Source organism: Variovorax sp. PMC12 (assembly GCF_003019815.1).
Lineage (GTDB): Bacteria > Pseudomonadota > Gammaproteobacteria > Burkholderiales > Burkholderiaceae_C > Variovorax.
In genome coordinates this window covers 604229-626809 of sequence record NZ_CP027773.1, presented here as the reverse complement: position 1 = coordinate 626809, position 22581 = coordinate 604229, and the positions used below count along the sequence as shown (strand labels likewise).

The 22581-nt window shown below is 66.5% G+C and carries 20 protein-coding genes; 8 read left to right on the top strand and 12 right to left on the bottom strand.

From position 1 onward, the window contains the following. Positions 1–239 precede the first annotated feature (239 nt). Complete coding sequence (gene uvrB, locus C4F17_RS02810; RefSeq protein ID WP_106934213.1) at positions 240–2348, bottom strand: excinuclease ABC subunit UvrB; 2109 nt, start codon at positions 2346–2348, stop codon at positions 240–242. Positions 2349–2453: 105 nt separating this feature from the next. Here uvrB and C4F17_RS02805 point away from each other — a divergent pair, with 105 nt between their 5' ends. The 4 genes from C4F17_RS02805 (at position 2454) to C4F17_RS02790 (ending at position 6535) form a co-directional block, all read left to right on the top strand. After that, positions 2454–3650 (top strand): amino acid aminotransferase, encoded by a 1197-nt coding sequence (locus C4F17_RS02805; RefSeq protein ID WP_106934212.1) that lies wholly within the window; start codon positions 2454–2456, stop codon positions 3648–3650. 158 nt (positions 3651–3808) lie between these two features. Next, complete coding sequence (locus tag C4F17_RS02800) at positions 3809–5248, top strand: polyhydroxyalkanoate depolymerase (protein ID WP_106934211.1); 1440 nt, start codon at positions 3809–3811, stop codon at positions 5246–5248. 19 nt (positions 5249–5267) lie between these two features. Then, positions 5268–5900: an RnfABCDGE type electron transport complex subunit B gene (locus C4F17_RS02795; protein WP_106934210.1), complete on the top strand. Its 633-nt coding sequence runs from the start codon at positions 5268–5270 to the stop codon at positions 5898–5900. Continuing rightward, positions 5897–6535, top strand: coding sequence for a LysE family translocator (locus tag C4F17_RS02790; RefSeq protein ID WP_081269000.1), 639 nt, complete (start codon positions 5897–5899; stop codon positions 6533–6535). Before C4F17_RS02795 ends, C4F17_RS02790 begins: the two co-directional genes overlap by 4 nt. Here the strand turns inward: C4F17_RS02790 and C4F17_RS02785 are convergent. Then, positions 6501–7427 carry an EamA family transporter gene (locus C4F17_RS02785; protein ID WP_106934209.1) on the bottom strand — a complete coding sequence of 309 codons (927 nt, stop codon included), beginning with the start codon at positions 7425–7427 and terminating at the stop codon, positions 6501–6503. The two genes, C4F17_RS02790 and C4F17_RS02785, sit on opposite strands and share 35 nt — an antisense overlap. Before the next feature lie 118 nt (positions 7428–7545). On the opposite strand from C4F17_RS02785, the gene C4F17_RS02780 reads away from it, so the two are divergent. Beyond that, positions 7546–8043, top strand: coding sequence for an Lrp/AsnC family transcriptional regulator (locus C4F17_RS02780; RefSeq protein ID WP_106934208.1), 498 nt, complete (start codon positions 7546–7548; stop codon positions 8041–8043). Here C4F17_RS02780 and C4F17_RS02775 read toward each other — a convergent pair. From C4F17_RS02775 to scpA, 7 genes are read right to left on the bottom strand one after another with little or no spacing between them, the layout of a single operon-like run. Then, entirely contained in the window at positions 8033–8524 is a 492-nt protein-coding gene (locus C4F17_RS02775) for a VOC family protein (RefSeq protein ID WP_106934207.1), read from the bottom strand. The genes C4F17_RS02780 and C4F17_RS02775 overlap by 11 nt on opposite strands. Then, positions 8521–9558: a biotin synthase BioB gene (gene bioB, locus C4F17_RS02770; RefSeq protein WP_106934206.1), complete on the bottom strand. Its 1038-nt coding sequence runs from the start codon at positions 9556–9558 to the stop codon at positions 8521–8523. The genes C4F17_RS02775 and bioB overlap by 4 nt, the downstream gene beginning before the upstream one ends. Then, a complete protein-coding gene (gene accC / locus C4F17_RS02765; protein WP_106937419.1) occupies positions 9558–11606 on the bottom strand; it encodes an acetyl-CoA carboxylase biotin carboxylase subunit in 2049 nt (682 codons plus the stop codon). The genes bioB and accC overlap by 1 nt, the downstream gene beginning before the upstream one ends. 20 nt (positions 11607–11626) lie before the next feature. Next, positions 11627–13171, bottom strand: a complete 1545-nt coding sequence (locus C4F17_RS02760) for an acyl-CoA carboxylase subunit beta (RefSeq protein ID WP_081269005.1) — start codon at positions 13169–13171, stop codon at positions 11627–11629. A gap of 37 nt (positions 13172–13208) precedes the next feature. Further along, positions 13209–14258 (bottom strand): methylmalonyl Co-A mutase-associated GTPase MeaB, encoded by a 1050-nt coding sequence (gene meaB / locus C4F17_RS02755; RefSeq protein WP_106934205.1) that lies wholly within the window; start codon positions 14256–14258, stop codon positions 13209–13211. Then, complete coding sequence (locus C4F17_RS02750; RefSeq protein WP_106934204.1) at positions 14252–14725, bottom strand: GNAT family N-acetyltransferase; 474 nt, start codon at positions 14723–14725, stop codon at positions 14252–14254. Before C4F17_RS02750 ends, meaB begins: the two co-directional genes overlap by 7 nt. Positions 14726–14735: 10 nt before the next feature. Next, on the bottom strand, positions 14736–16898 hold the full coding sequence (gene scpA / locus C4F17_RS02745; protein WP_106934203.1) for a methylmalonyl-CoA mutase: 2163 nt from the start codon (positions 16896–16898) through the stop codon (positions 14736–14738). Between the two features lie 128 nt (positions 16899–17026). Between scpA and C4F17_RS02740 the strand changes: the two genes are divergently transcribed. Then, positions 17027–17668, top strand: a complete 642-nt coding sequence (locus tag C4F17_RS02740) for a GntR family transcriptional regulator (RefSeq protein ID WP_106934202.1) — start codon at positions 17027–17029, stop codon at positions 17666–17668. A 30-nt stretch (positions 17669–17698) separates the two neighbouring features. Here C4F17_RS02740 and C4F17_RS02735 read toward each other — a convergent pair whose 3' ends face one another. The 3 genes from C4F17_RS02735 to C4F17_RS02725 all read right to left on the bottom strand — a co-directional run bounded on the left by C4F17_RS02735 (position 17699) and on the right by C4F17_RS02725 (position 20193). After that, positions 17699–18487 (bottom strand): IclR family transcriptional regulator, encoded by a 789-nt coding sequence (locus tag C4F17_RS02735; RefSeq protein WP_081269010.1) that lies wholly within the window; start codon positions 18485–18487, stop codon positions 17699–17701. A 160-nt stretch (positions 18488–18647) separates the two neighbouring features. Beyond that, entirely contained in the window at positions 18648–19649 is a 1002-nt protein-coding gene (gene dusA, locus C4F17_RS02730; RefSeq protein ID WP_106934201.1) for a tRNA dihydrouridine(20/20a) synthase DusA, read from the bottom strand. A gap of 160 nt (positions 19650–19809) precedes the next feature. Further along, the gene (locus tag C4F17_RS02725) at positions 19810–20193 is read right to left on the bottom strand and encodes a response regulator (protein WP_081269012.1); all 384 of its coding nucleotides are present in this window, start codon (positions 20191–20193) and stop codon (positions 19810–19812) included. Positions 20194–20371: 178 nt separating this feature from the next. On the opposite strand from C4F17_RS02725, the gene C4F17_RS02720 reads away from it, so the two are divergent. Beyond that, positions 20372–20764 carry a hypothetical protein gene (locus C4F17_RS02720; RefSeq protein ID WP_106937418.1) on the top strand — a complete coding sequence of 131 codons (393 nt, stop codon included), beginning with the start codon at positions 20372–20374 and terminating at the stop codon, positions 20762–20764. A gap of 29 nt (positions 20765–20793) precedes the next feature. Continuing rightward, a complete protein-coding gene (locus C4F17_RS02715) occupies positions 20794–22536 on the top strand; it encodes a hypothetical protein (protein ID WP_106934200.1) in 1743 nt (580 codons plus the stop codon). The last annotated feature ends 45 nt before the right edge of the window (positions 22537–22581 follow it).

Sequence of the window (22581 nt, the reverse complement as noted above, 5' to 3'; positions counted from 1 at the left end):
AAGCTCCTTCAAGTGCTTACCGTTGAAATGACACCGTGGCCCTGGGCTGCGGTGACCTCGTCTCCGCCCTGCCCGACCCCTGGCGCTGGTGAACCAGCCGGTAGGAGTCGGTCCTTCATCGCGAAGTTCTTTTCTTGTTGTTGAGTATTTCGCTCAAGTATAACAGAAGCCCCCGAACTCTGCTCGGGTAAACCCCAGCGCCGTCCGCTTGAAGAACGCGAACGTTTGAACTAGCGCGGCTAGAGCGCGATGTTGTCCCCGCCGGCAGCCCCGAAAGCCTGTTCGCGCAGCAGCGCCAGCTGGTCGCGTACGCGGGCCGCCTTCTCGAATTCGAGGTTCCGGGCGTGCTCCAGCATCTGCTTTTCCAGCCGCTTGATTTCCCGTGCGATGTCCTTTTCGCTCATGTCCTCGACCTTGGCGCGTTCCAGGTCGAGCTTGGCCATTTCCTTGCCCGTTTTCTCGCTGTAGACCCCGTCGATCAGGTCACGCACCTGCTTGACGATGCTGCGCGGCGTGATGCCGTTCGCCTCGTTGTGCGCAATCTGCCGGGCGCGGCGGCGCTCGGTCTCGTCGATGGCCTTCTTCATCGAATCGGTCATGCGGTCGGCGTAAAGAATGGCCTTGCCGTTCAGGTTGCGCGCCGCCCGGCCGATGGTCTGGATCAGCGAGCGCTCGGCGCGCAGGAAGCCTTCCTTGTCGGCATCGAGGATCGCCACCAGCGAAACCTCCGGAATATCCAGCCCCTCGCGCAGCAGGTTGATGCCCACCAGCACGTCGAAGGTGCCCAGGCGCAGGTCGCGCAATATCTCCACCCGCTCAACCGTGTCGACGTCGCTGTGCAGGTAGCGCACCTTCACGCCGTTGTCGCCCAGGTAGTCGGTCAGCTGCTCGGCCATGCGCTTGGTCAGCGTGGTGATGAGCACGCGTTCGTTCTTGTCCACGCGCACGCGGATTTCGCCCAGAACGTCGTCCACCTGGTGGGTGGCGGGCCGAACCTCGACTTCGGGGTCGATCAGGCCGGTGGGCCGCACCAGCTGTTCGACCACATTGCCGGCATGGTCCTTCTCGTACTGCGCCGGCGTGGCCGACACGAAGATGCACTGGCGCATGCGCGTCTCGAACTCCTCGAGCTTGAGCGGCCGGTTGTCCAACGCACTCGGCAGGCGGAAGCCGTATTCGACCAGCGTGGTCTTGCGCGCCCGGTCACCGTTGTACATGCCGCCGAGCTGGCCGATCATCTGGTGGCTCTCGTCGAGGAACATGAGCGCGTCCTTAGGCAGGTAGTCGGTCAGCGTGGCCGGCGGATCGCCGGGCGCGGCGCCCGACAGGTGGCGCGTGTAGTTCTCGATGCCCTTGCAGTGGCCGATTTCGGCCAGCATCTCGAGGTCGAAGCGGGTGCGCTGCTCCAGCCGCTGCGCCTCGACCAGCTTGCCCGCGCTCACCAGCTCCTTGAGCCGCTCGCTCAGCTCGATCTTGATGGTCTCGACCGCCGCCATGACCTTGTCGCGGGGCGTCACATAGTGGCTCGACGGGTACACCGTGAAGCGCGGCACCTTCTGCCGGACGCGCCCGGTCAGCGGATCGAACAGCTGCAGCGACTCGATTTCGTCGTCGAACAGTTCGAAACGGATCGCCAGTTCGCTGTGCTCCGCCGGAAACACGTCGATGGTGTCGCCGCGCACGCGGAAGGTGCCGCGGGCAAAGTCCTGCTCGTTGCGCAGGTACTGCATGCGGATCAGCCGGGAAATCAGGTCACGCTGCCCGACCTTGTCGCCGACGCGGGCAATCAGCCGCATTTCCATGTAGTCCTCGGGCGTGCCGATGCCGTAGATGGCGCTCACCGTGGCCACGATGACCGTGTCGCGCCGCTCCAGCACGCTCTTGGTGGCCGACAGCCGCATCTGCTCGATGTGCTCGTTGATCGAGGAATCCTTCTCGATGAACAGGTCGCGCTGGGGCACATAGGCCTCGGGCTGGTAGTAGTCGTAGTAGCTCACGAAGTACTCGACGGCGTTCTTCGGGAAGAACTCGCGGAACTCGCTGTAGAGCTGCGCCGCCAGCGTCTTGTTGGGCGCGAATACGATGGCCGGGCGGCCCAGCCGCGCGATCACGTTGGCCATGGTGAAGGTCTTGCCCGAGCCGGTCACGCCCAGCAGGGTCTGGAACACTTCGCCGTCGATCACGCCTTCGACCAGCCCTTCGATGGCCTTGGGCTGGTCGCCCGCGGGCGGATAGGGCTGGAAGAGCTCGAACGGGGAGTCCGGGTACCTGATGAATTCACCCTGTTTCGCGGGCCCGATCGGGTCCACTTTCTTCAGGTCTGCTATGGCTTCGTTGTTGTCTGGCATGGCTGTTCCCGACAGGTGGCGCTCGCGCCGGTAAAATTCAAGGCAACCGGAAAGCATAAAGCCTAGTCCGGTTGCAGCGAAGCTTTCATCCCAAAGGACCTTTCCATGTCTATGTTCACCGCGGTCGAAATGGCACCGCGCGACCCGATCCTCGGCCTCAACGAGCAATTTGCAGCCGACACCAACCCCAACAAGGTCAACCTCGGCGTCGGCGTCTATTACGACGACAACGGCAAGCTGCCCCTGCTCCAGTGCGTGCAGGCCGCAGAACAGAACATGATGAAAGCGCCCACCGCGCGCGGCTACCTGCCCATCGACGGCATCGCGGCGTACGACAACGCCGTCAAGGCGCTGGTCTTCGGCGCCGACAGCGAGCCCGTCACCTCGGGCCGCGTGGCCACCATCCAGGCCATCGGCGGCACCGGCGGCCTGAAGGTCGGCGCCGACTTCCTCAAGAAGCTCAGCCCCTCCGCCAAGGTGCTGATCAGCGACCCGAGCTGGGAAAACCACCGCGCGCTGTTCACCAACGCCGGCTTCGAAGTCGAAAGCTACCCCTACTACGACGCGGCCAAGCGCGGCGTCAACTTCGAAGGCATGCTGGCCGCCCTGAACGCGGCCCCGGCCGGCACCATCGTCGTGCTGCACGCCTGCTGCCACAACCCCACCGGCTACGACATCACCGCCGCCCAGTGGGACCAGGTCGTCGCCGCCGTCAAGGCCAAGGGCCTGGTGCCCTTCCTCGACATGGCGTACCAGGGCTTCGGCTACGGCCTGAAGGAAGACGGCGCGGCCGTCGCCAAGTTCGTCGAAGCCGGCCTGACCTTCTTCGTCTCGACCTCTTTCTCCAAGAGCTTCAGCCTGTACGGCGAGCGCGTCGGCGCACTGTCGGTGCTGTGCGAAAACAAGGAAGAAGCCGGCCGCGTGCTGTCGCAGCTCAAGATCGCCATCCGCACCAACTACAGCAACCCGCCCACGCACGGCGGCGCCGTGGTGGCAGCGGTGCTCGGCAACTCCGAGCTGCGCGCCCTGTGGGAAAAGGAACTGGGCGAGATGCGCGTGCGCATCAAGGCCATGCGCCAGAAGCTGGTCGACGGCCTCAAGGCCGCGGGCGTGAAGGAAGACATGAGCTTCATCACCACGCAGATCGGCATGTTCAGCTACTCGGGCCTGACCAAGGACCAGATGGTGCGCCTGCGCAATGAGTTCGGCGTGTACGGCACCGACACCGGCCGCATGTGCGTGGCCGCGCTCAACAGCAAGAACATCGATTACGTCTGCGCGTCGATCGCCAAAGTCATCTAAGTGACAGCAAAGTGTGAGGGAATGCGCTGCAGCGACGATTCCTTCACACTTCTTGGCCAAAGGACCCTCGCGGCGGGGTCGTTGTAGGGGTTAGGCCCCCTGCAACGCAGCGAATGCGCTGATATATTGCACCGCAACATTCCACTCAAAGATCAGCGATGCTCTATCAACTCTACGAAGCCCAGCGTTCCTTGATGGAGCCTTTCTCGGACTTCGCCCAGGCAGCCTCCAAGCTCTACGGCCCCGGCGCCGTATGGGGCCAGCTGCCCATGGCCCAGCGCATGGCCGCGGGCTACGACCTGCTCTACCGCCTGGGCAAGGACTACGAGAAGCCCGAGTTCAACATCAAGTCGGTGAAGGTCGATGGCGCGGATGTCGTCATCCAGGAAGCCATTGCGCTCGACAAGCCCTTCTGCGAGCTGCGCCGCTTCAAGCGCTTCACCGACGAGCCACACATCCTCAAGACGCTCAAGAGCCAGCCCGTGGTGCTGGTCGTCGCACCGCTGTCGGGCCACTATGCGACCCTGCTGCGCGACACCGTGCGCACCATGCTGCAGGACCACAAGGTCTACATCACCGACTGGAAGAATGCGCGCCTCGTGCCGATGTCGGAAGGCGAGTTCCACCTCGACGACTACATCAACTACGTGCAGGAGTTCATCCGCCTGCTGCAGGCCGAGTACGGCAACTGCCACGTGGTGAGCGTGTGCCAGCCCACCGTGCCCGTGCTCGCTGCCGTGTCGCTCATGGCCAGCCGCGGCGAGCCGCTGCCGCTCACCATGACGATGATGGGCGGCCCCATCGACGCGCGCAAGTCGCCCACGGCGGTCAACAACCTCGCGATGAACAAGAGCTTCGAGTGGTTCGAGAACAACGTGATCTACCGCGTGCCGCAGGGCTTCCCCGGTGAAGGCCGCCGCGTGTACCCCGGCTTCCTGCAGCACACCGGCTTCGTGGCCATGAACCCCGACCGCCACGCCAGCAGCCACTACGACTACTTCAAGGACCTCATCAAGGGCGACGACGCCAGCGCCGAGGCCCACCGCAAGTTCTACGACGAGTACAACGCCGTGCTCGACATGGACGCCGATTACTACCTCGAGACCATCCGCACCGTGTTCCAGGAGTTCGACCTGGTCAACGGCACCTGGGACGTCAAGTCCCCCGACGGCAAGGTGGAGCGCGTGCGCCCGCAGGACATCCACGGCACGGCCCTGCTCACCGTCGAAGGCGAACTCGACGACATCTCCGGCTCGGGCCAGACCGAAGCCGCGCACAGCCTGTGCACCGGCATCGACGACGCGAAGCGCGAGCACTACGAAGTCAAAGGCGCCGGCCACTACGGCATCTTCAGCGGCCGCCGCTGGCGCGAACTGGTCTACCCGAAGATGCAGAAATTCATCGAGGCCAACGACCAGCCGCAGCGCCGCGCGAGCGCCCGCGACGCACTGGCCGCCGAAGACACCGTGAAGCCTGTGCGCAAAAGCCCGGCTCCCGCAGCAGTCGCGGCCAAGAAGGCCCCAGCGAAGACGGCCACGGCCGTCGCCGCCAAGAAGACAGCGCCGCGCAAGAAGCCCGGCACCAGCGCGGCGCGCTGAAGCGCGCGCCATTCCCACAGTGAACGGGCTCGCCGCACGCATCAACGACGCACTGCCCCAAACGCAGTGCACACGTTGCGGCTACCCGGATTGCGCAAGCTATGCCCAGGCCGTGGCCGACGGCGAAGCCGGCATCAACCAGTGCCCGCCCGGCGGTGCCGAAGGCATCGACCGGCTCGCACGACTCACCGGCCGAGCGCCGCTGCCGCTCGACCCCGAATGCGGGGTTGAAGGCCCGCGCGCCATGGCCGTCATCGACGAGGCCTGGTGCATCGGCTGCACGCTCTGCCTCGATGCCTGCCCCACCGACGCGATCGTCGGCGTCAACAAGCGCATGCACACGGTGATCGAGGCCCACTGCACGGGCTGCGAGCTGTGCATTCCGGTCTGCCCCGTCGACTGCATCTCGCTCGAGGTCGAAACACCCGGCCGCACCGGCTGGCAAGCATGGTCTGCCGAGCAGGCCGCGAGCGCACGGCGCCGCTACGAAGTGCACGGCAAGCACCGCAACACCGATGCGCGCCTTGCCGAGACGGCGCCCAAGGCCGAAACTCCGCAAGACGCTGGTGCACGCAAGCGCGCCATCGTCGAAGCCGCACTGGCGCGTGCCCGCGCCGCCTCGCAACAACGCCCACCAGCCGCCAAACCATGACGCTCGACACCCTGCTCATCTACATCGTCGCTTCGCTCGCGCTGGCCCTCATCCCGGGGCCGACGATGCTGCTGGCGCTGTCCAACGGCATCGAGGGCGGCATGCGCCGCGCGAGCTGGGGCATTGCGGGTGCGTCGCTGGGCAGCATCACGCTGATCGCGGTCGTCGCCCTGGGACTGGGCTCGCTGCTGGCGACTTCGGAATGGCTCTTCAATGCGATCCGTGTCGCAGGCGTGGCCTACCTCGTGTGGCTGGGCGTCAAGCTGTGGCGCAGCGAAACCACCGACCTGCGCACCGCGCTGGCCAAGTCGCCGCTCGAAGTCCGTCCGCAGGGCCGTGTCGCGCTGCTGCGCAGCCTCATGGTGGCGCTGTCGAATCCGAAGACAGTGCTGTTCTTTGCAGCCTTCCTGCCGCAGTTCGTCGACATCGCGAAGCCGCAGGGCCCGCAGTACCTGCTGCTGGGCGCCGTTTTCGTCGCTCTCGACACCTGCGTGATGCTGGCCTATGCCGGCGCCGGCACGCAGGCCGTACGCTTTCTCTCGCAGCGCGGCCTCAAGGCAATGAACCGCGGTTGTGCGGCCGGCATGTGGCTGTTGGCCGCTACCCTTGCCGTGTGGCGCCGCCCCGGCGCTTGAAGAGCAGCAACAGCACGCCCGCCAGCACTACGCCCACCGCGTACCACTCGAAGCGCGTCACAGTCTCGCCGCCGATCCACACGCCCAGCAGCATCGCGATCACCGGGTTCACGAAGGTATAGCTGGACGCCAGCGCGGCCGGGGCCTTCGCGAGCAGCACCATGTAGGCGTTGAAGGCGATCAGCGAGCCGAACACCACGAGGTAGATCCACGCCGCCACCGCCTCGGCCTGCAACGGCCAGACCACCGTTTCACCCGACACAGCGGCCAGGCCCATCAGCACCACGCCGCCGCACAGCATCTCGCTTGCGAAGCCCATCGCACCGGGCGCCAGCGGCAGGCCGCGCTGGCTCAGCACACTGCCGAGCGACCAGCAGCAGCATGCGATGCAGATCGCCAGCAAGCCTTCGGGCGAAGACCGGAAGCCGCTGCCCTGCGTCAGCATCAGCACGCCGACGAGCCCGAGCGCAATGCCCGCGGCCTCCAGCCGCGACGGCCTCACGCCCCAGATCAGGTTGAGCAGCGCGATGAGCAGCGGAATCACCGCGATGAACGCGACGACCAGCCCAGAGCCGATCGACACCTCGGCGCTGGCCGTACCGCCCATGCCGCCGCCCAGCATCAGCGCCCCCACGACAAACGCATTGCGCAATTGCACCGGCGACGGCCATGGCGCCCCGCGCCAGCGCATCCACACGATGAGCAGCACGCCCGCGCACAGGAAGCGCGAGCCCATCTGCAGGAACGGCGGAAAGCTCACGAGCGCGTACTTGATCGCGAGGTAGGTCGAGCCCCAGACCACCCAGGTGGCGGCGAGGCACAGCCACAGCAGCGGCGGCAAGCCAGGGCGCCCTGCAGACGCGGGCTTGGCTGGAGAAGCGAGGGTGGACATGGCCGAGGGAAGTCTCTTGTTGGTGTGCGATGGCAGCCATGGTATGAAAGCCAACCTCCGGCATCCATGCGACATTCATGGTTCTGCCCTCTTCCAACCGTTGATTTGAAGGAGTTGCATGAACTTCGCCTTGAACCCCTCACTGGATGCGCACGACACCCGCATCCTGGCCGAACTGCAGAACGATGCGCGGCTGACCATGGCCGAACTCGGCCGCCGCGTGCACCTGAGCCAGCCCGCGGTGACCGAGCGCGTGAAGAAGCTGGAGGCCGCGGGCGTCATCAGCGGCTACCGTGCCACCGTGAACCTGGGCAAGCTGGGCTACGGCATCCGCGCCATCATCCGCGTGGGCCGCGCCGACTACGCACGCGTGGTCGAGCTGGTGCAGCAGACGCCCGAATGCGTCAATGCCTACAACGTGACCGGGGAAGACAGCTGGATCCTGGAGATCGCGGTGATCGACGTGAGCCACCTCGATGCGGTGGTCACCAAGTTCTGCATCCTCACCGAGACCGCCACCTCGATCATCCTGAACCCGGCGCGAGAGCACCAGGCGATGCTGCCGCCCAGGAGCTCGGACGTGAAGCCGCCGATCAAGAAAGTGCTCAACGCGTAGCTGCGAGCGCGCTGAAAGCCGCCACCACTTCAGGCGGCGCCTGCACCATCTCGATCAGCACGCCTTCGCCCGCGATCGGGAACTCGTCGTTCGCCTTCGGGTGAAGAAAGCAGATGTCGAAGCCGGCCGCGCCCTTGCGGATGCCGCCGGGCGCAAAGCGCACGCCCTGCGCCGTCAGCCACTCGACGGCCTTGGGCAGGTCGTCGATCCACAGGCCCACATGGTTCAGCGGCGTGGTGTGCACGGCAGGCTTCTTCTCCGGATCGAGCGGCTGCATCAGGTCGACCTCGACCTTGAACGGGCCCACGCCCATCGCGCAGATGTCTTCATCCACGTTCTCGCGTTCGCTCTTGAACGTGCCCGTGACTTCGAGCCCCAGCATGTCGACCCACAGCTTCTGCAGCCGCAGCTTGTCGGGGCCGCCGATGGCGATCTGCTGGATGCCCAGCACCTTGAAGGGGCGGGTGGTGGCGGCGGTCATGCGGCGCAGCTTTCGGAAGCCTGTTCCTGGACCTGCCGCGCGTTGAGCCCGAGCTTGCGCAGCAGCACCGTGTCGGCTTCCACGTCGGGGTTGCCGGTGACCAGCAGCTTGTCGCCATAGAAGATCGAGTTCGCGCCCGCCATGAAGCACAGCGCCTGCACCGCGTCGCCCATCTGCTGGCGCCCGGCCGACAGACGCACGCGCGCGGTGGGCATGGTGATGCGCGCGACCGCGATCATGCGCACGAAGTCGAATGGGTCGACCGGGTCCGAGTCCGCCAGCGGCGTGCCAGGCACGCGCACCAAGCTGTTGATCGGCACCGATTCCGGGTACGGGTTCAGGTTGGCCAGCTGAGCGATCAGCCCCGCGCGGTGCACCGGCTGCTCGCCCATGCCCACGATGCCGCCGCAGCACACGCTGATGCCCGCGCTGCGCACGTTGGCCAGCGTGTCGAGCCGGTCCTGGTAGGTTCGCGTGTCGACCACGTCGGTGTAGTACTCGGGCGCGGTGTCGAGGTTGTGGTTGTAGTAGTCGAGGCCGGCGGCCTTGAGCTGGTGCGCATGGTGCGGCTCCAGCATGCCGAGCGTGGCGCAGGTCTGCATGCCCAGGCCCTTCACCGCCTCTACCAGCACGGCCACCTTCTCCACGTCGCGGTCCTTGGGCGCTCGCCATGCGGCGCCCATGCAGAAGCGCGTGGCGCCGGCGTCCTTGGCGGCCTGCGCGGCGCGCACCACCTCGTCGACCTCCATGAGCTTTTGCGCCTTCACGCCGGTATCGAACTCGGCCGACTGCGGGCAGTAGCCGCAGTTCTCCGGACAGCCACCGGTCTTGACCGACAGCAGCGTGGCCAGCTCGATGTCGCCTTCGGGGAAATGCTTGCGGTGCACGGTCTGCGCCTCGAACAGCAGGTCCATCAGCGGCTTGTCGAGCAGCGCCTGGATCGCCTCGACGGACCACCGGCCCTCGGCCCTGGGGGCAGCGGCCTTCGCGGGCCGGTGCAGCGTGATCGCCTGTTGCAAGTCGTTGGCACCCATCAGTTGAACTCCAGAATGATCTGATCGACGGCGAGCGATTCGCCCTTGGCCGCCGAAATCTTGCCGACCACGCCGTCCTGCGAAGCGAACAGCACGTTTTCCATCTTCATCGCCTCGATGACGGCAAGCTTCTCGCCGGCACGCACCTGCTGCCCCGGCTGAACCGACACCTCGACCAGCAGGCCCGGCATCGGCGACATCAGGAACTTGCTCAGGTCAGGCGGCGCCTTGTAGGGCATCAGTTCCAGCAGCCGCGCGCCCAGCGGCGACAGCACCATCGCCTCGATCTGCGTGCCGTCGTGCGACACCCGCAGCGCCAGCGGGCTCTTGCCCGCGCCGCGCTCCACCTGCGCGGTGAAGGGCTTGTCGTTGACGATGCCCTGCACGCGGACCGCGCCCAGCGCAAAGCTGCTGTCGATCTTGTAGCTCTTGCCGCCCACGGCCACCGAGCTGGCGCCGGTCTTGCCGTGGAAGTCGGTAACGGAAACCGGGTGATGCACGTGCTTGCCTTCCGGCCCCAGCTCCACCACCACGAACTGCTCGCCCACCTTCACGCCATGGCCTTCGAGCTGCCCGCTGATGCCCGATGCGCGCGCGCGATAGCGGCGATGCACATAAGCCGCGAGCGCGATCAGGAACGACGGGTCGGCATGCGGCACGTCTTCGGCATGGAAGCCCTTGCCGTAGTGCTCGGCGATGAAGCCGGTGTTGAAGTCGCCCGCCACGAACTTCGGATGCGCCAGCAGCGCCGCCTGGAACGGGATGTTGCTGCTGATGCCTCGGATCACGAAGCCGTTGAGCGCCTCGCGCATGCGGGCAATCGCATGCTGGCGATCCTTGCCGTGCACGATGAGCTTGGCGATCATCGAGTCGTAGTACATCGGGATCTCGCCGCCGTCGTACACACCCGTGTCCACGCGCACGCCTTGCAGGTGCTCGGTGTCGCTCGCGAACATGGTCTCGGTCGGCGGCTGGAACTTCACCAGCCGGCCGGTCGACGGCAGGAAATTGCGGAACGGGTCTTCGGCATTGATGCGGCACTCGATCGCCCACCCGTTGCGCTTCACCTCGGCCTGCGTCAGCGGCAGCTTCTCGCCGGCCGCCACGCGGATCATCAGCTCGACCAGGTCGAGGCCGGTGATGCATTCCGTCACCGGGTGCTCCACCTGCAGGCGCGTGTTCATCTCCAGGAAGTAGAAGCTCTGGTCCTTGCCGACCACGAACTCCACCGTGCCAGCGCTCTGGTACTTCACGGCCTTGGCCAGCTGCACGGCCTGCTCGCCCATGGCCTTGCGCGTTTCGTCGCTGATGAAGGGGGAAGGAGCTTCCTCGATCACCTTCTGGTGGCGCCGCTGGATGGAGCACTCGCGCTCGTTCAGGTAGATCACGTTGCCGTGCGAGTCGCCCAGCACCTGGATCTCGATGTGGCGCGGCTCCTCGACGAACTTCTCGATGAACACGCGGTCGTCGCCGAAGCTGTTGCGCGCCTCGTTGCGGCACGAGGTGAAGCCCTCGAAGGCTTCCTTGTCGTTGAAGGCCACGCGCAGGCCCTTGCCACCGCCGCCGGCCGAGGCCTTGATCATCACCGGGTAGCCGATGTCGTTGGCAATCTCCACGGCGCGCTCGGCCGTCTCGATGGCATCGTTCCAGCCCGGAATGGTGTTGACCTTGGCTTCGTTCGCGAGCTTCTTCGAGGCGATCTTGTCACCCATCGCCGCGATCGAATAGTGCTTCGGCCCGATGAAGGCGATGCCCTCTTCCTCGACCTTGCGTGCGAAGGCTTCGTTCTCCGACAGGAAGCCGTAGCCAGGGTGCACGGCCTCGGCGCCCGTCTGCTTGCAGGCCGCGATGATGCGGTCCGCCTGCAGATAGCTCTCGCGGCTCGGGGCCGCGCCGATGTGCACGGCCTCGTCGGCCAGCTCGACGTGGCGGGCTTCCTTGTCGGCGTCGGAGTAGACGGCGACGGTGAGGATGCCCATCTTCTTGGCCGTCTGGATGACGCGGCAGGCGATCTCACCGCGGTTGGCGATCAGGATTTTCTTGAACATGTTCTTCTTCTCCGTGCCACTCACAGTGGAATGTTCCCGTGCTTGCGCCACGGATTCTCGAGCTTCTTCTCGCGCAGCATCACCAGCGAGCGGCAGATGCGCTTGCGCGTCTCGTGCGGCAGGATCACGTCGTCGATGTAGCCGCGTGCGCTGGCCACATACGGGTTCGCAAAGCGGGCCTTGTATTCGGCCTCGCGGGCAGCGAGCTTCTCGGGGTCGTTCTTGTCCTCGCGGAAGATGATTTCCACCGCGCCCTTGGCGCCCATCACCGCGATCTCGGCGCGCGGCCAAGCCAGGTTGACGTCGCCGCGCAGGTGCTTGGAGGCCATCACGTCGTAGGCGCCGCCGTAGGCCTTGCGCGTGATGACGGTGATCTTCGGCACCGTGCACTCGGCATACGCGTAGAGCAGCTTGGCGCCGTGCTTGATGATGCCGCCGTACTCCTGCCCCGTGCCCGGCATGAAGCCTGGCACGTCGACGAAGGTGACCACCGGAATGTTGAAGGCGTCGCAGAAGCGCACGAAGCGTGCGGCCTTGATGCTGCTCTTGATGTCCAGGCATCCCGCCAGCACCAGCGGCTGGTTGGCGACGATGCCGATGGTCTGGCCTTCCATGCGGGCGAAGCCGATCACGATGTTCTTCGCGTAGTCGGGCTGCAGTTCGAAGAAGTCGCCGTCGTCCACCACCTTCAGGATCAGTTCCTTGATGTCGTAGGGCTTGTTCGGGTTGTCGGGCACCAGCGTGTCGAGCGAATAGTCGGGCCGGTCGGCCGGGTCGCCCAGGCCGTTGTTGCCCAGGCGCACCGGCGGCTTCTCCCGGTTGTTGAGCGGCAGGTAGTTGTACAGGCGGCGCAGCATCATCAGCGCCTCGACGTCGTTCTCGAACGCCATGTCGGCCACGCCGCTGCGCGTGGTGTGGGTGATGGCGCCGCCGAGCTCCTCTGCAGTGACGCTCTCGTGCGTCACGGTCTTCACCACCTCGGGGCCGGTGACGAACATGTAGCTGCTGTCCTTCACCATGAAGATGAAGTCGGTCATGGCCGGCGAGTACACGGCGCCGCCCGCGCAGGGGCCCATGATCATGCTGATCTGCGGCACCACGCCGGAGGCCATCACGTTGCGCTGGAACACGTCGGCATAGCCGCCGAGCGAGGCCACGCCTTCCTGGATGCGCGCGCCGCCCGAGTCGTTCAGGCCGATGACGGGTGCGCCGACCTTCATGGCCTGGTCCATCACCTTGCAGATCTTCTCGGCATGCGCCTCGCTGAGCGCACCGCCGAAGACGGTGAAGTCCTGGCTGAACACGAACACCAGGCGGCCGTTGATCATGCCGTAGCCGGTGACCACGCCGTCGCCGGGAATCTTCTGCTCGGCCATGCCGAAGTCGACCGAGCGGTGCTCGACGAACATGTCCCACTCTTCAAAAGTGTTGTCGTCGAGCAGCAGCTCGATGCGCTCGCGCGCCGTGAGCTTGCCCTTGGCGTGCTGCGCGTCGATGCGCTTCTGCCCGCCGCCGAGACGCGCCTGCGCGCGACGCTTTTCGAGTTGTTCGATCAGTTCTTGCATGGTGTGCTTCCGAAGCTGTGGTCCTGAATTTCGTGTCTCATGGTCTGGCCGTGATGGCGGCCGCGGCGAGCAGGCTGCGCGCCGCGGTCGATGCCGGCAGCGTGCCCTGTGCCACCTGCTGCGTGAGCTGCGGCAGCAGCTCGCGCACCTGCGGGTGAAGCCTGAAGGCCTGCTTGAGGCCTGCGTCGATGCGCTCCCACATCCACGCGGTGGCCTGCTTCTCGCGGCGCTTGCCGAGCTTGCCGTTGGCGGTCTGCAGTTGCCTGAATTGCGTGACGGCTTCCCAGAATGCGTCGACGCCGGTGTTGGCGAGCGCGCTGAGCTGCAGCACCCTGGGCAGCCAGAAGCGCACTTCGGCGCCACTGTGCGCGTCGTGCACCGCGTGTGCGTGGTCGGGGTTGCCCTGGTGGCCGAACAGCCGCAGCGCCGAAGTGATCTGGGCCTGCGCGCGCGTGGCGGCGTCCTTGTCGATGTCGGCCTTGTTGATGACGACGAGGTCGGCCAGCTCCATCACGCCCTTCTTGATGGCCTGCAGGTCGTCGCCGGCGTTGGGAAGCTGCATCAGCACGAACATGTCGGTCATGCCGGCCACTGCCGTCTCGCTCTGGCCCACGCCGACGGTCTCCACGATCACGATGTCGTAGCCGGCGGCTTCGCACACCAGCATGGCCTCGCGCGTCTTCTCGGCCACGCCGCCGAGCGTGCCGCTCGAGGGGCTGGGGCGGATGTAGGCGCGCTCGTGCACCGAAAGGCGCTCCATGCGCGTCTTGTCGCCCAGGATGGAGCCGCCCGACACGGTGGACGACGGATCGATGGTGAGCACCGCCACGCGGTGACCCTTGCCGATCAGCAGCAGCCCCAGTGTTTCGATGAAGGTCGACTTGCCGACGCCCGGCACGCCCGAGATGCCGAGGCGAAACGAGTTGCCCGTGCGCGGCAGCAGCGCGGTCAGCAGTTCGTCGGCCTGCGCGCGGTGGTCGGCGCGCGTCGATTCGAGCAGCGTGATGGCTTTGGCGATGGCGCGCCGCTGCGCCATGCCATCGGTTTCGGCGACGGCGCGTTCGAGCGCCTGTGCCGTATTCAGCACACCGCCTCCGACGCCACGCGCCAGCGGTAGTGCAGGTCGACGCCCTCCTCGCCTTCGAGCACGAAGCCGTGCCGCAGGTAGAAGCGGTTGGCGTCGCTCTTCATGAGCGCGGTGAGCTTGATGTCCAGCCGCTGCGCGCGCGCCTGCGACTTGGCCCATTCCAGCACCCATTCCCCGATGCCCAGGCCCTGGAAGCCGGAACGCAAGTAGAGATGGTCGAGGCGCAGCGCATCGCTGTCCTCCGGCTTGAGCGTGACGAAGCCGATGCGCTGGTCGCCATCGAGCACGATGTGGTGCATGTACGGCACGACGAAGCCCGCGCTCAGGCGCTCGCGCGAGCGTGCCGCGTCGAAACGGCCCACGCGCTCCAGGCTCGGGCGCATCGCGTCGATGCGCAGGGCCAGCATGGCTTCGAAATCGCTGGAATCCACCGGCTGCAGCGACAGCCGCGACAAGAGATCGCCCACGTCGCGCGCCTCAGGCCGTGACCGCCGCGCGAATCTGCTCCAGCACGTCCTTGGCGCTGGCCGGAATGGGCGTGCCCGGCCCGTAGATGCCCTTGACGCCGGCCTCGTAGAGAAAGTCGTAGTCCTGCCGCGGAATCACGCCGCCGACGAACACGATGATGTCGTCCGCGCCCTGCTTCTTGAGCTCCTCGATGATGGCCGGCACGAGCGTCTTGTGGCCGGCTGCGAGCGTGCTCACGCCCACGGCGTGCACGTCGTTCTCGATGGCCTGGCGCGCGCATTCTTCGGGCGTCTGGAACAACGGGCCCATGTCCACGTCGAAGCCCAGGTCGGCGAAGGCGGTAGCGACCACCTTGGCGCCGCGGTCGTGGCCGTCCTGCCCGAGCTTGGAGATCATCACGCGCGGACGGCGGCCCTGTTCCTCGGCGAAGGCGTTGATTTCGGTCTTGAGGGCTTCCCAGCCTTCGGCGGAGTCGTAGGCAGCTGCGTACACACCCGTCACCTTCTGCGTGTCGGCCCGATGGCGGCCGAATGATTTTTCGAGTGCGTCCGAAATCTCGCCCACCGTGGCGCGCAGGCGCACGGCGTCGATGCTCAGTGCCAGCAGGTTGCCGGTGTTGTTCTCGGCGGCTTCGGTGAGCGCGTCGAGCGCGGCCTGCACGCGGGCGGTGTCGCGCGAGGCGCGGATCTTCTGCAGCCGCGCCACCTGCTGCTCGCGCACCTTCACGTTGTCGATCGAGAGGCTGTCGATCGCGTCTTCGCTCTTGAGCTTGTACTTGTTGACCCCGACGATCACGTCCTTGCCGGAGTCGATGCGCGCCTGCTTCTCGGCGGCGGCGGCCTCGATCTTGAGCTTGGCCCAGCCGCTGTCCACGGCCTTGGTCATGCCGCCCATGGCCTCGACTTCCTCGATGATGGCCCAGGCCGCATCGGCCATGTCCTGCGTGAGCTTCTCCATCATGTAGCTGCCGGCCCAGGGGTCGATCACGTTGGTGATGTGCGTCTCTTCCTGGATGATGAGCTGCGTGTTGCGCGCGATGCGGGCACTGAACTCGGTGGGCAGTGCGATGGCTTCGTCGAGCGCGTTGGTGTGCAGGCTCTGCGTGCCGCCGAACACCGCGGCCATGGCCTCGATGGTGGTGCGCACCACGTTGTTGTACGGGTCCTGCTCGGTGAGGCTCCAGCCCGAGGTCTGGCAATGCGTGCGCAGCATCAGGCTCTTGGGGTTCTTGGGGTTGAACTCCTTCATGATGCGGCACCACAGCAGGCGCGCCGCGCGCATCTTGGCCACTTCGAGATAGAAGTTCATGCCGATGGCCCAGAAGAAGCTCAGGCGCCCGGCGAAACCGTCGACGTCCAGGCCCTTTGCGAGCGCGGTCTTCACGTACTCCTTGCCGTCGGCCAGCGTGAAGGCCAGCTCCAGCGCCTGGTTGGCGCCGGCTTCCTGCATGTGATAGCCGCTGATCGAGATCGAGTTGAACTTGGGCATCTTCTGCGCCGTGTACTCGATGATGTCGCCGATGATCCGCATGCTCGGCGCCGGCGGAAAGATGTACGTGTTGCGGACCATGAACTCCTTGAGGATGTCGTTCTGGATGGTTCCGCTGAGCTGATCCTGCGCCACGCCCTGCTCTTCGGCCGCGACCACGTAGCCCGCCAGCACCGGCAGCACGGCGCCGTTCATCGTCATGGACACGCTCACCTTGTCGAGCGGGATCTGGTCGAACAGGATCTTCATGTCCTCGACCGAATCGATCGCCACCCCGGCCTTGCCGACGTCGCCGGTCACGCGCGGATGGTCGCTGTCATAGCCGCGGTGGGTGGCCAGGTCGAAGGCCACGCTCACGCCCTGCCCGCCTGCGGCCAGCGCCTTGCGGTAGAAGGCGTTCGACTCCTCGGCGGTGGAGAAGCCCGCGTACTGGCGGATGGTCCACGGCCGCACCGCGTACATGGTGGCCTGGGGGCCGCGCAGGTAGGGTTCGAAGCCGGGCAGCGTGTCGGTGTACTTGAGACCCTGCAGGTCGGCCGCGGTGTAGAGCGGCTTTACGCTGATGCCGTCGGGCGTGATCCAGTTCAGCGCGCTCACGTCGCCACCGGGAGCCGACTTGGCTGCGGCCTTGGCCCAGGCTTCGAGATCGGCGGGCTTGAAAGAGGGTTCGGGTGTGCTGCTCATGAGGGGCCGCTTCGCAGTGTCTTGCAGAGGTATTTGCAAATTTGCTTGCACGGATTTGCAAGTCGTTCGCGAGTCTACCCCATTCATAATTATTAATTCAAACCCGATTTTGAAGTACAGTGCGGCCCATGTCCGCCGTCACCCTTACTCCCCGCGCCCTCTATGAAGAGGTGGCCGAGCTGCTGCGCCAGCGGATCTTCCGCCGCGAACTGGAGCCCGGCAGCTGGATCGACGAGCTGAAGCTGGCCGAGGAGTACGGCATCAGCCGCACCCCCCTGCGCGAGGCGCTGAAGGTGCTGGCCGCCGAGGGGCTGGTGACGATGAAGGTGCGGCGCGGCGCCTACGTGACCGAGGTGTCCGAACAGGACCTGGCCGACGTGTACCACCTGCTCTCACTGCTGGAGAGCGATGCCGCCGGCGTGGTGGCCGAGCGCGCCACCGACGCGCAGCGCGCCGAGTTGAAGGCGCTGCACGCCGAGCTGGAAGCCGCCGCCACCCCCGAGGACCGCGAGCACTTCTTTGCCGTGAACGAGCGCTTCCACATGCGGCTGCTCGCCATCGCGGACAACAAGTGGCGCGACCAGATGGTGGCCGACCTGCGCAAGGTGATGAAGCTTAACCGCCGCAACTCGCTGCTGAAGGCGGGGCGAATCGCGGAATCGTTGGCGGAGCACCGCGCGGTGATGGCCGCCATCGAGGCACGCGATGCCGAGGCGGCCATGGCCCGCATGCGCGAGCACTTCAGGAACGGCCTCGAAGCCGCGAACTAGGCGCAGGCCTCCCGAAAGGGGAGCGGCGCTTCAGTCGTGATGGCCGAGGGTGCCGATTTCCCTGGCGATGGCACGCGCCGTGTCCAGCAACAGTGGCGCGATGCGCGTCACCATGGCTTCCTTGGGCATCAGGTAGGCCGGACCGCCGCAGCTGACCGCGTACCGCTCGCCGCGCGGCCCCTGCAGCGCGAAACCGAGGGCGTGGATGTGTGGGTTCCAGTCACCGAAAGAACCGCAGTAGCCCAGGCGCGCATATTCTTCGAGCCCCGCCATCAGGTGCGGCTCGATGGTCGGCCAGCTCTCGCCGCTCTCGAGCCGGATCTGCTCCAGCAACTCGGCCTGCTCCGTCGCGGGCAGCGCCGCCAGATACGCCCGGCCGGCTGCCGATGTGGCGATGGTCATTCGGGTGCCGACCTCGATGCGCGAGCTGATCACCGCCGAGCGCGGCCGCAGCGAATCGATCACGAGCATGTCGAGCTCGTCCCGTACGCCCATGTGCACGCTGACGCCGGCCGCCTCCGCCAACTCGGCCAGGTGCGGCCGAACCACCGTGCGCAAATCGAAATGCAGCAGGTAGCGGCTGCTCATGTCGAGCAGCGCAGGCCCCAGGCTGAAGCGCTCGTTGTCTTGCGACTGTCGCAAATACCCTGCACTCACCAGCGTGGCGGTGAGCCTCGACACCGTGGCCTTGGGAATTCCCGTGGTATCTGCCAGTTCGCGATTGCCTATGGGTGCCGCCGCCATGCCGATGACCTTGAGGAGAGCCAGGCCGCGAGCGAGCGCGCTCACTTCTTCTTTGCCGCCAATCGCGTCATTCATTGAATCGAAACCTTCTTATTTCCCTGATGCACCTCATTTTTCAGCAAAAAACGGTTGACGTGCCACTTATCATGAAGTAGCAATTTCGAAACAATGTTTCATTTAGCGGCAAACAGGCGTGAAAACACCCGTGCGGAGCGCCGAAGCAGGCGCGCTGGGATCAGGCCGCCTGGACCGCCGGCTCGTGCGCGAGTGCCATGACCTCGTGCGGCGGCAGCGTCTTGTGCCGATGGTCGCTCCAGACCTGCCGCCAGCGGCGCGCGCCCGGCAGGCCGTTGCGCAAACCCAGCATGTGGCGCGCGATCGACGACCACTGCGTGCCGTGCTCGGCGGCCTCGCGGACCATGTAGTCGCACATCAGCGACTCGACTTCTTCGCGCGTCAGCGCCTGCGGCGCGGCGCCGTAGAACTCGGCGTCCCATTCGGCGAGCCACCAGGGGTTGTGATACGCCTCGCGCCCGATCATCACGCCGTCGAGCAGCCGCAGGTGCTCGTGCACTTGCGCATTGGCCGATATGCCCCCGTTGATCGAGAAATTCAGCGCGGGAAACTCATGCTTCAGCCGGTGCACAAGCTCGTAGCGCAGCGGCGGGATCTCGCGGTTCTGCTTCGGGCTCAGCCCTTGCAGCCACGCATTGCGCGCATGCACGATGAAGGTGTGGCAGCCGGCCTCGCTGACCTGCCCGACGAAGTCGCGCACGAACTCGTAGCTCTCGATCTTGTCGATGCCGATGCGGTGCTTGACCGTGACGGGCACGCTCACCACGTCGACCATCGCCTTCACGCAATCCGCCACCAGTTGCGGCTCGTTCATCAGGCAGGCGCCGAAAGCGCCGCGCTGCACGCGCTCGCTCGGGCAGCCGCAGTTCAGGTTGATCTCGTCGTAGCCCCATTCCTCGCCCAGCTTGGCGCAGTGCGCAAGGTCCGCAGGCTCGCTGCCGCCGAGCTGCAGCGCCACGGGATGCTCCTCGGCGTTGAAGCGAAGGTGCCGGGGAACATCGCCATGTATCAGCGCGCCGGTCGTCACCATCTCGGTGTAGAGCAGCGCGTGGCGGGACAGCAGGCGGTGGAGGAACCTGCAATGGCGATCGGTCCAGTCCATCATTGGAGCGACCGAAAGAATTTTCTTGTTTGAATTCAACAACTTATCTCTGTATCCCATACGTCACCGCCCATCGGCCCGAAGGGGCCGGCCAGCCGGTGGAGCACCGGCCGCATCGGCTTCGTAGTTTCTCACGCAGCGTGCGGGTTCAAGACCGCCGCAGGATAGGCCGCGCTCGCGGCCGCGTCTTGTACGCCAGTGATCCCGCCTGCCCGGTCCGCTACCTCACCGTGGCCAGCGAGCGCTCCAGCGTCTGCGTCAGTTGCTCGACCGTGTAGGGCTTCCGCAGCCACGACGTGCCCTTCATTGCCGTGGCCGGCTCGGCCTGTCCCGTCACGAAGATCACCGGCACGTGGTGGTCATGCAGGAGCCGTTCGGCCAGGTCGTGGCCCGACAGCGCGGGCAGGCCGATGTCCACCATCACCACGTCGAAAGCGCCATCGAAGAAGCGCGCGATCGCGGCCTCGGCGCTCTTCACGCCCGTTGCCCAGTGCCCCAGGGCTTCGAGCAGCTTCAGGGTGGTGGCGAGCGTGTCGGCATCGTCCTCGACCAGGAGCACCCTGAGCTTTTGTTGTTGTGTTGTCGGAGGCGGTTCTGTTGTCATTGAAATGCATTTTTCCAGACAAATCGCCGCAGCGCAGCGCGTGCGCACCCTTGGGCGCAGAGATCTACGCCAGATAGCGGCCTTGTCTGACTCGGCATGTCGGCCATGAAGGCGCGGGCCGGCCTCGTATCATCCAAAGCCCTGCCCCATGGGCGGCAGCTGCCACGCAGGCACGCGCATGAACACACCCACATCTCTCCTCGACGCCGCCGGATTGCGGCGACTCGCCCTTGCATACACCCCCGACGCTTCGCCGTGCGCCTGCCGCCTCCAGCAAGCCGCCGCCTGGGAGAGCATCACCGAAGAGCGCTGGCCAGAAGCCTTGATGCAGCAGGTCGGCACGCTGCGAGATGCGGATCTGTATGAACCGACTTTCGAGGAATGGCACCCCGCCGGCACGCGCTACGACTCGCCGGACGCGCCGATCTCGGTCACGCACTTTCCGTTCAACCGCTGCAACGTGTACCGCTGCACCGCATGCAAGCTGCTGGTGCTGCGCTACACCGAGTTCGGCGGCTACTACATCGACCACCGCGTGCGGCGCGTCGACGCGGCATTGATCGCCGACTGAGCGCGCACCGGCCCTGCAAGATCGCCCGCGTGCAATTCCTCAGACACCGCCTGCCCTTGCTTCTCGCGCTGGTCGTCACCGCGGCGACGAGCTTTGTGGCGAGCGCCGCGAATGCCGCCGAGCCCGTGCTCCTTGTCACCGCGCCCGCCGCCTTGCGGGCGGCAGAGCGCTCCGGTGCCGGATTCGCCCGCTGGTTCGATGCGGCAGCACCGGCATCGAGCGACGGCGTCGCCACCAACGAAGCGCTGGCGCGTTCGCCCGCGTGGCGCACCATCACCGGCCCGCTGGGCGACAGCCTCGCCGGCATCCAGCGGCGCGACCGGCAGGCCGGCGTTGGCGTTGCGCGCTATGCGCACCGGCTGTTCGACGCCCGCTGGCTCGCGAGCCCCGATGCGTTCTTCGAACTGGTCGGCGTTGCCAACCGCATGGACCGGCGGCCCTTCCAGAACGGCGCCTGCGGCGAGACACGGCTGGTGTACCGGCTGGCCTACCGCACCGCCGCGATGCAATCGCGCCTGCCGATGACCGTCAATGTGGAGCTGCGCGGAGACGCGCCCGACGCCGATGGCAGCTGTGCGGCCACGGCCCGGCTCTGGCAGCCGCCGCAGGCCGCGACCGGCGACGAAGCGCTGGGCCGCTGGCTGGTGTCGGCCGACGGGCCCCTGGCGCCCAGGCGCCTGGAACACGCGCGCATCTCGCAGGTCACGACCAACCTGCAGAGCGTGCGCTGGCCCTCGGCCGTGCGGCCCGACCTGGGCGGTCATGCAGAGTACATGCTGCGCGCCTTCCGCTGGAATGCGGGCACGAAGCGCTACGAGGCAAAGCCGCTCGAAAACACGCCCGATGTCGCGAAGCTCAAGGCCAGCGCGCCGCTGCGCAAGGAACTGCAGCAATGGCTGCGGCAGCCGGACAACCTGCGCGCGCTCGACGAGGCGACATTGCAGATTCCCGAGAAATTCCTCGCGACCGAAGCGGTGTCGGTCGCGCCGCGCGGGCTGGAGCGGCTCGCGAACCGCCCTTTCGAGCAGGTCTTCGCGCCCGGCGAATGGCAGGCGGTGCCCGGCAGCCGCACGCTGCGTTCACCGCAGGCGCTGCTGCGCCGCCTCGACGACCTGAGCTGCATGGGCTGCCACCAGAGCCGCGCGGTCGCGGGCTTTCACCTGCTGGGCGTGGACCGGCGCGGTGCGTCGCGCACCTTCGCCACCGGCAACGCGCTCGCGGTGCCGCACTCGCCTCAAGTGCAGGACGAACTGGCGCGGCGCGCGGCCTATGTGCGGGCGTCGCTGTCGACGCCGCGGCCCGATCCGTTCCGCCCGCTCGCCGAGCCGCTGGAAGCCGGCACCGCCGCCGAACCCGCGACGGTCGGCGCGCGCTGCGAGCCCACGCGCATCACGCCATCGGCCAACCCCTGGCTCGACCGCGCCGAGAAGCTGCCGCGCATCGCCTGCGAAGGCGCGGCCTCGGTGTGCGAGAAAACCTCGGTCGGCTTCCCGGGCGGCATGTGCTCGGGTCCCTGCGATCCGAAGGACCCGAACGGCACCTGCGGCGGCATCGCCATCCTGAGCGACTTCAACAGTTGCCTGGCCGCGAAGAAGCCGTTCGGCGAATGCCTGGCCAAACACACGCGCCCCGGCAACCTGCGCAGTTGCTCGGCGCAGCAGCCCTGCCGGGACGACTACATCTGCGCGCAGGCCGACGGCCAGCCCGAAGGGCGCGGCGCGTGCATCCCGCCCTACTTCCTGTTCCAGATGCGGGTGGACGGGCACTCCTAGGTTCGGCCGGGACCGGCCTGTAATGGAATGAAATGGATCGGCCTC

Bases quoted from the DNA above. Each gene is read 5' to 3' on its own strand.
- uvrB (WP_106934213.1), bottom strand. From the start codon at position 2,348: ATGCCAGACAACAACGAAGCCATAGCAGACCTGAAGAAAGTGGACCCG.
- C4F17_RS02805 (WP_106934212.1), top strand. From the start codon at position 2,454: ATGTCTATGTTCACCGCGGTCGAAATGGCACCGCGCGACCCGATCCTC.
- C4F17_RS02800 (WP_106934211.1), top strand. From the start codon at position 3,809: ATGCTCTATCAACTCTACGAAGCCCAGCGTTCCTTGATGGAGCCTTTC.
- C4F17_RS02790 (WP_081269000.1), top strand. From the start codon at position 5,897: ATGACGCTCGACACCCTGCTCATCTACATCGTCGCTTCGCTCGCGCTG.
- C4F17_RS02785 (WP_106934209.1), bottom strand. From the start codon at position 7,427: ATGTCCACCCTCGCTTCTCCAGCCAAGCCCGCGTCTGCAGGGCGCCCT.
- C4F17_RS02780 (WP_106934208.1), top strand. From the start codon at position 7,546: ATGAACTTCGCCTTGAACCCCTCACTGGATGCGCACGACACCCGCATC.
- C4F17_RS02775 (WP_106934207.1), bottom strand. From the start codon at position 8,524: ATGACCGCCGCCACCACCCGCCCCTTCAAGGTGCTGGGCATCCAGCAG.
- bioB (WP_106934206.1), bottom strand. From the start codon at position 9,558: ATGGGTGCCAACGACTTGCAACAGGCGATCACGCTGCACCGGCCCGCG.
- accC (WP_106937419.1), bottom strand. From the start codon at position 11,606: ATGTTCAAGAAAATCCTGATCGCCAACCGCGGTGAGATCGCCTGCCGC.
- C4F17_RS02760 (WP_081269005.1), bottom strand. From the start codon at position 13,171: ATGCAAGAACTGATCGAACAACTCGAAAAGCGTCGCGCGCAGGCGCGT.
- scpA (WP_106934203.1), bottom strand. From the start codon at position 16,898: ATGAGCAGCACACCCGAACCCTCTTTCAAGCCCGCCGATCTCGAAGCC.
- C4F17_RS02740 (WP_106934202.1), top strand. From the start codon at position 17,027: ATGTCCGCCGTCACCCTTACTCCCCGCGCCCTCTATGAAGAGGTGGCC.
- C4F17_RS02735 (WP_081269010.1), bottom strand. From the start codon at position 18,487: ATGAATGACGCGATTGGCGGCAAAGAAGAAGTGAGCGCGCTCGCTCGC.
- dusA (WP_106934201.1), bottom strand. From the start codon at position 19,649: ATGGGATACAGAGATAAGTTGTTGAATTCAAACAAGAAAATTCTTTCG.
- C4F17_RS02725 (WP_081269012.1), bottom strand. From the start codon at position 20,193: ATGACAACAGAACCGCCTCCGACAACACAACAACAAAAGCTCAGGGTG.
- C4F17_RS02720 (WP_106937418.1), top strand. From the start codon at position 20,372: ATGAACACACCCACATCTCTCCTCGACGCCGCCGGATTGCGGCGACTC.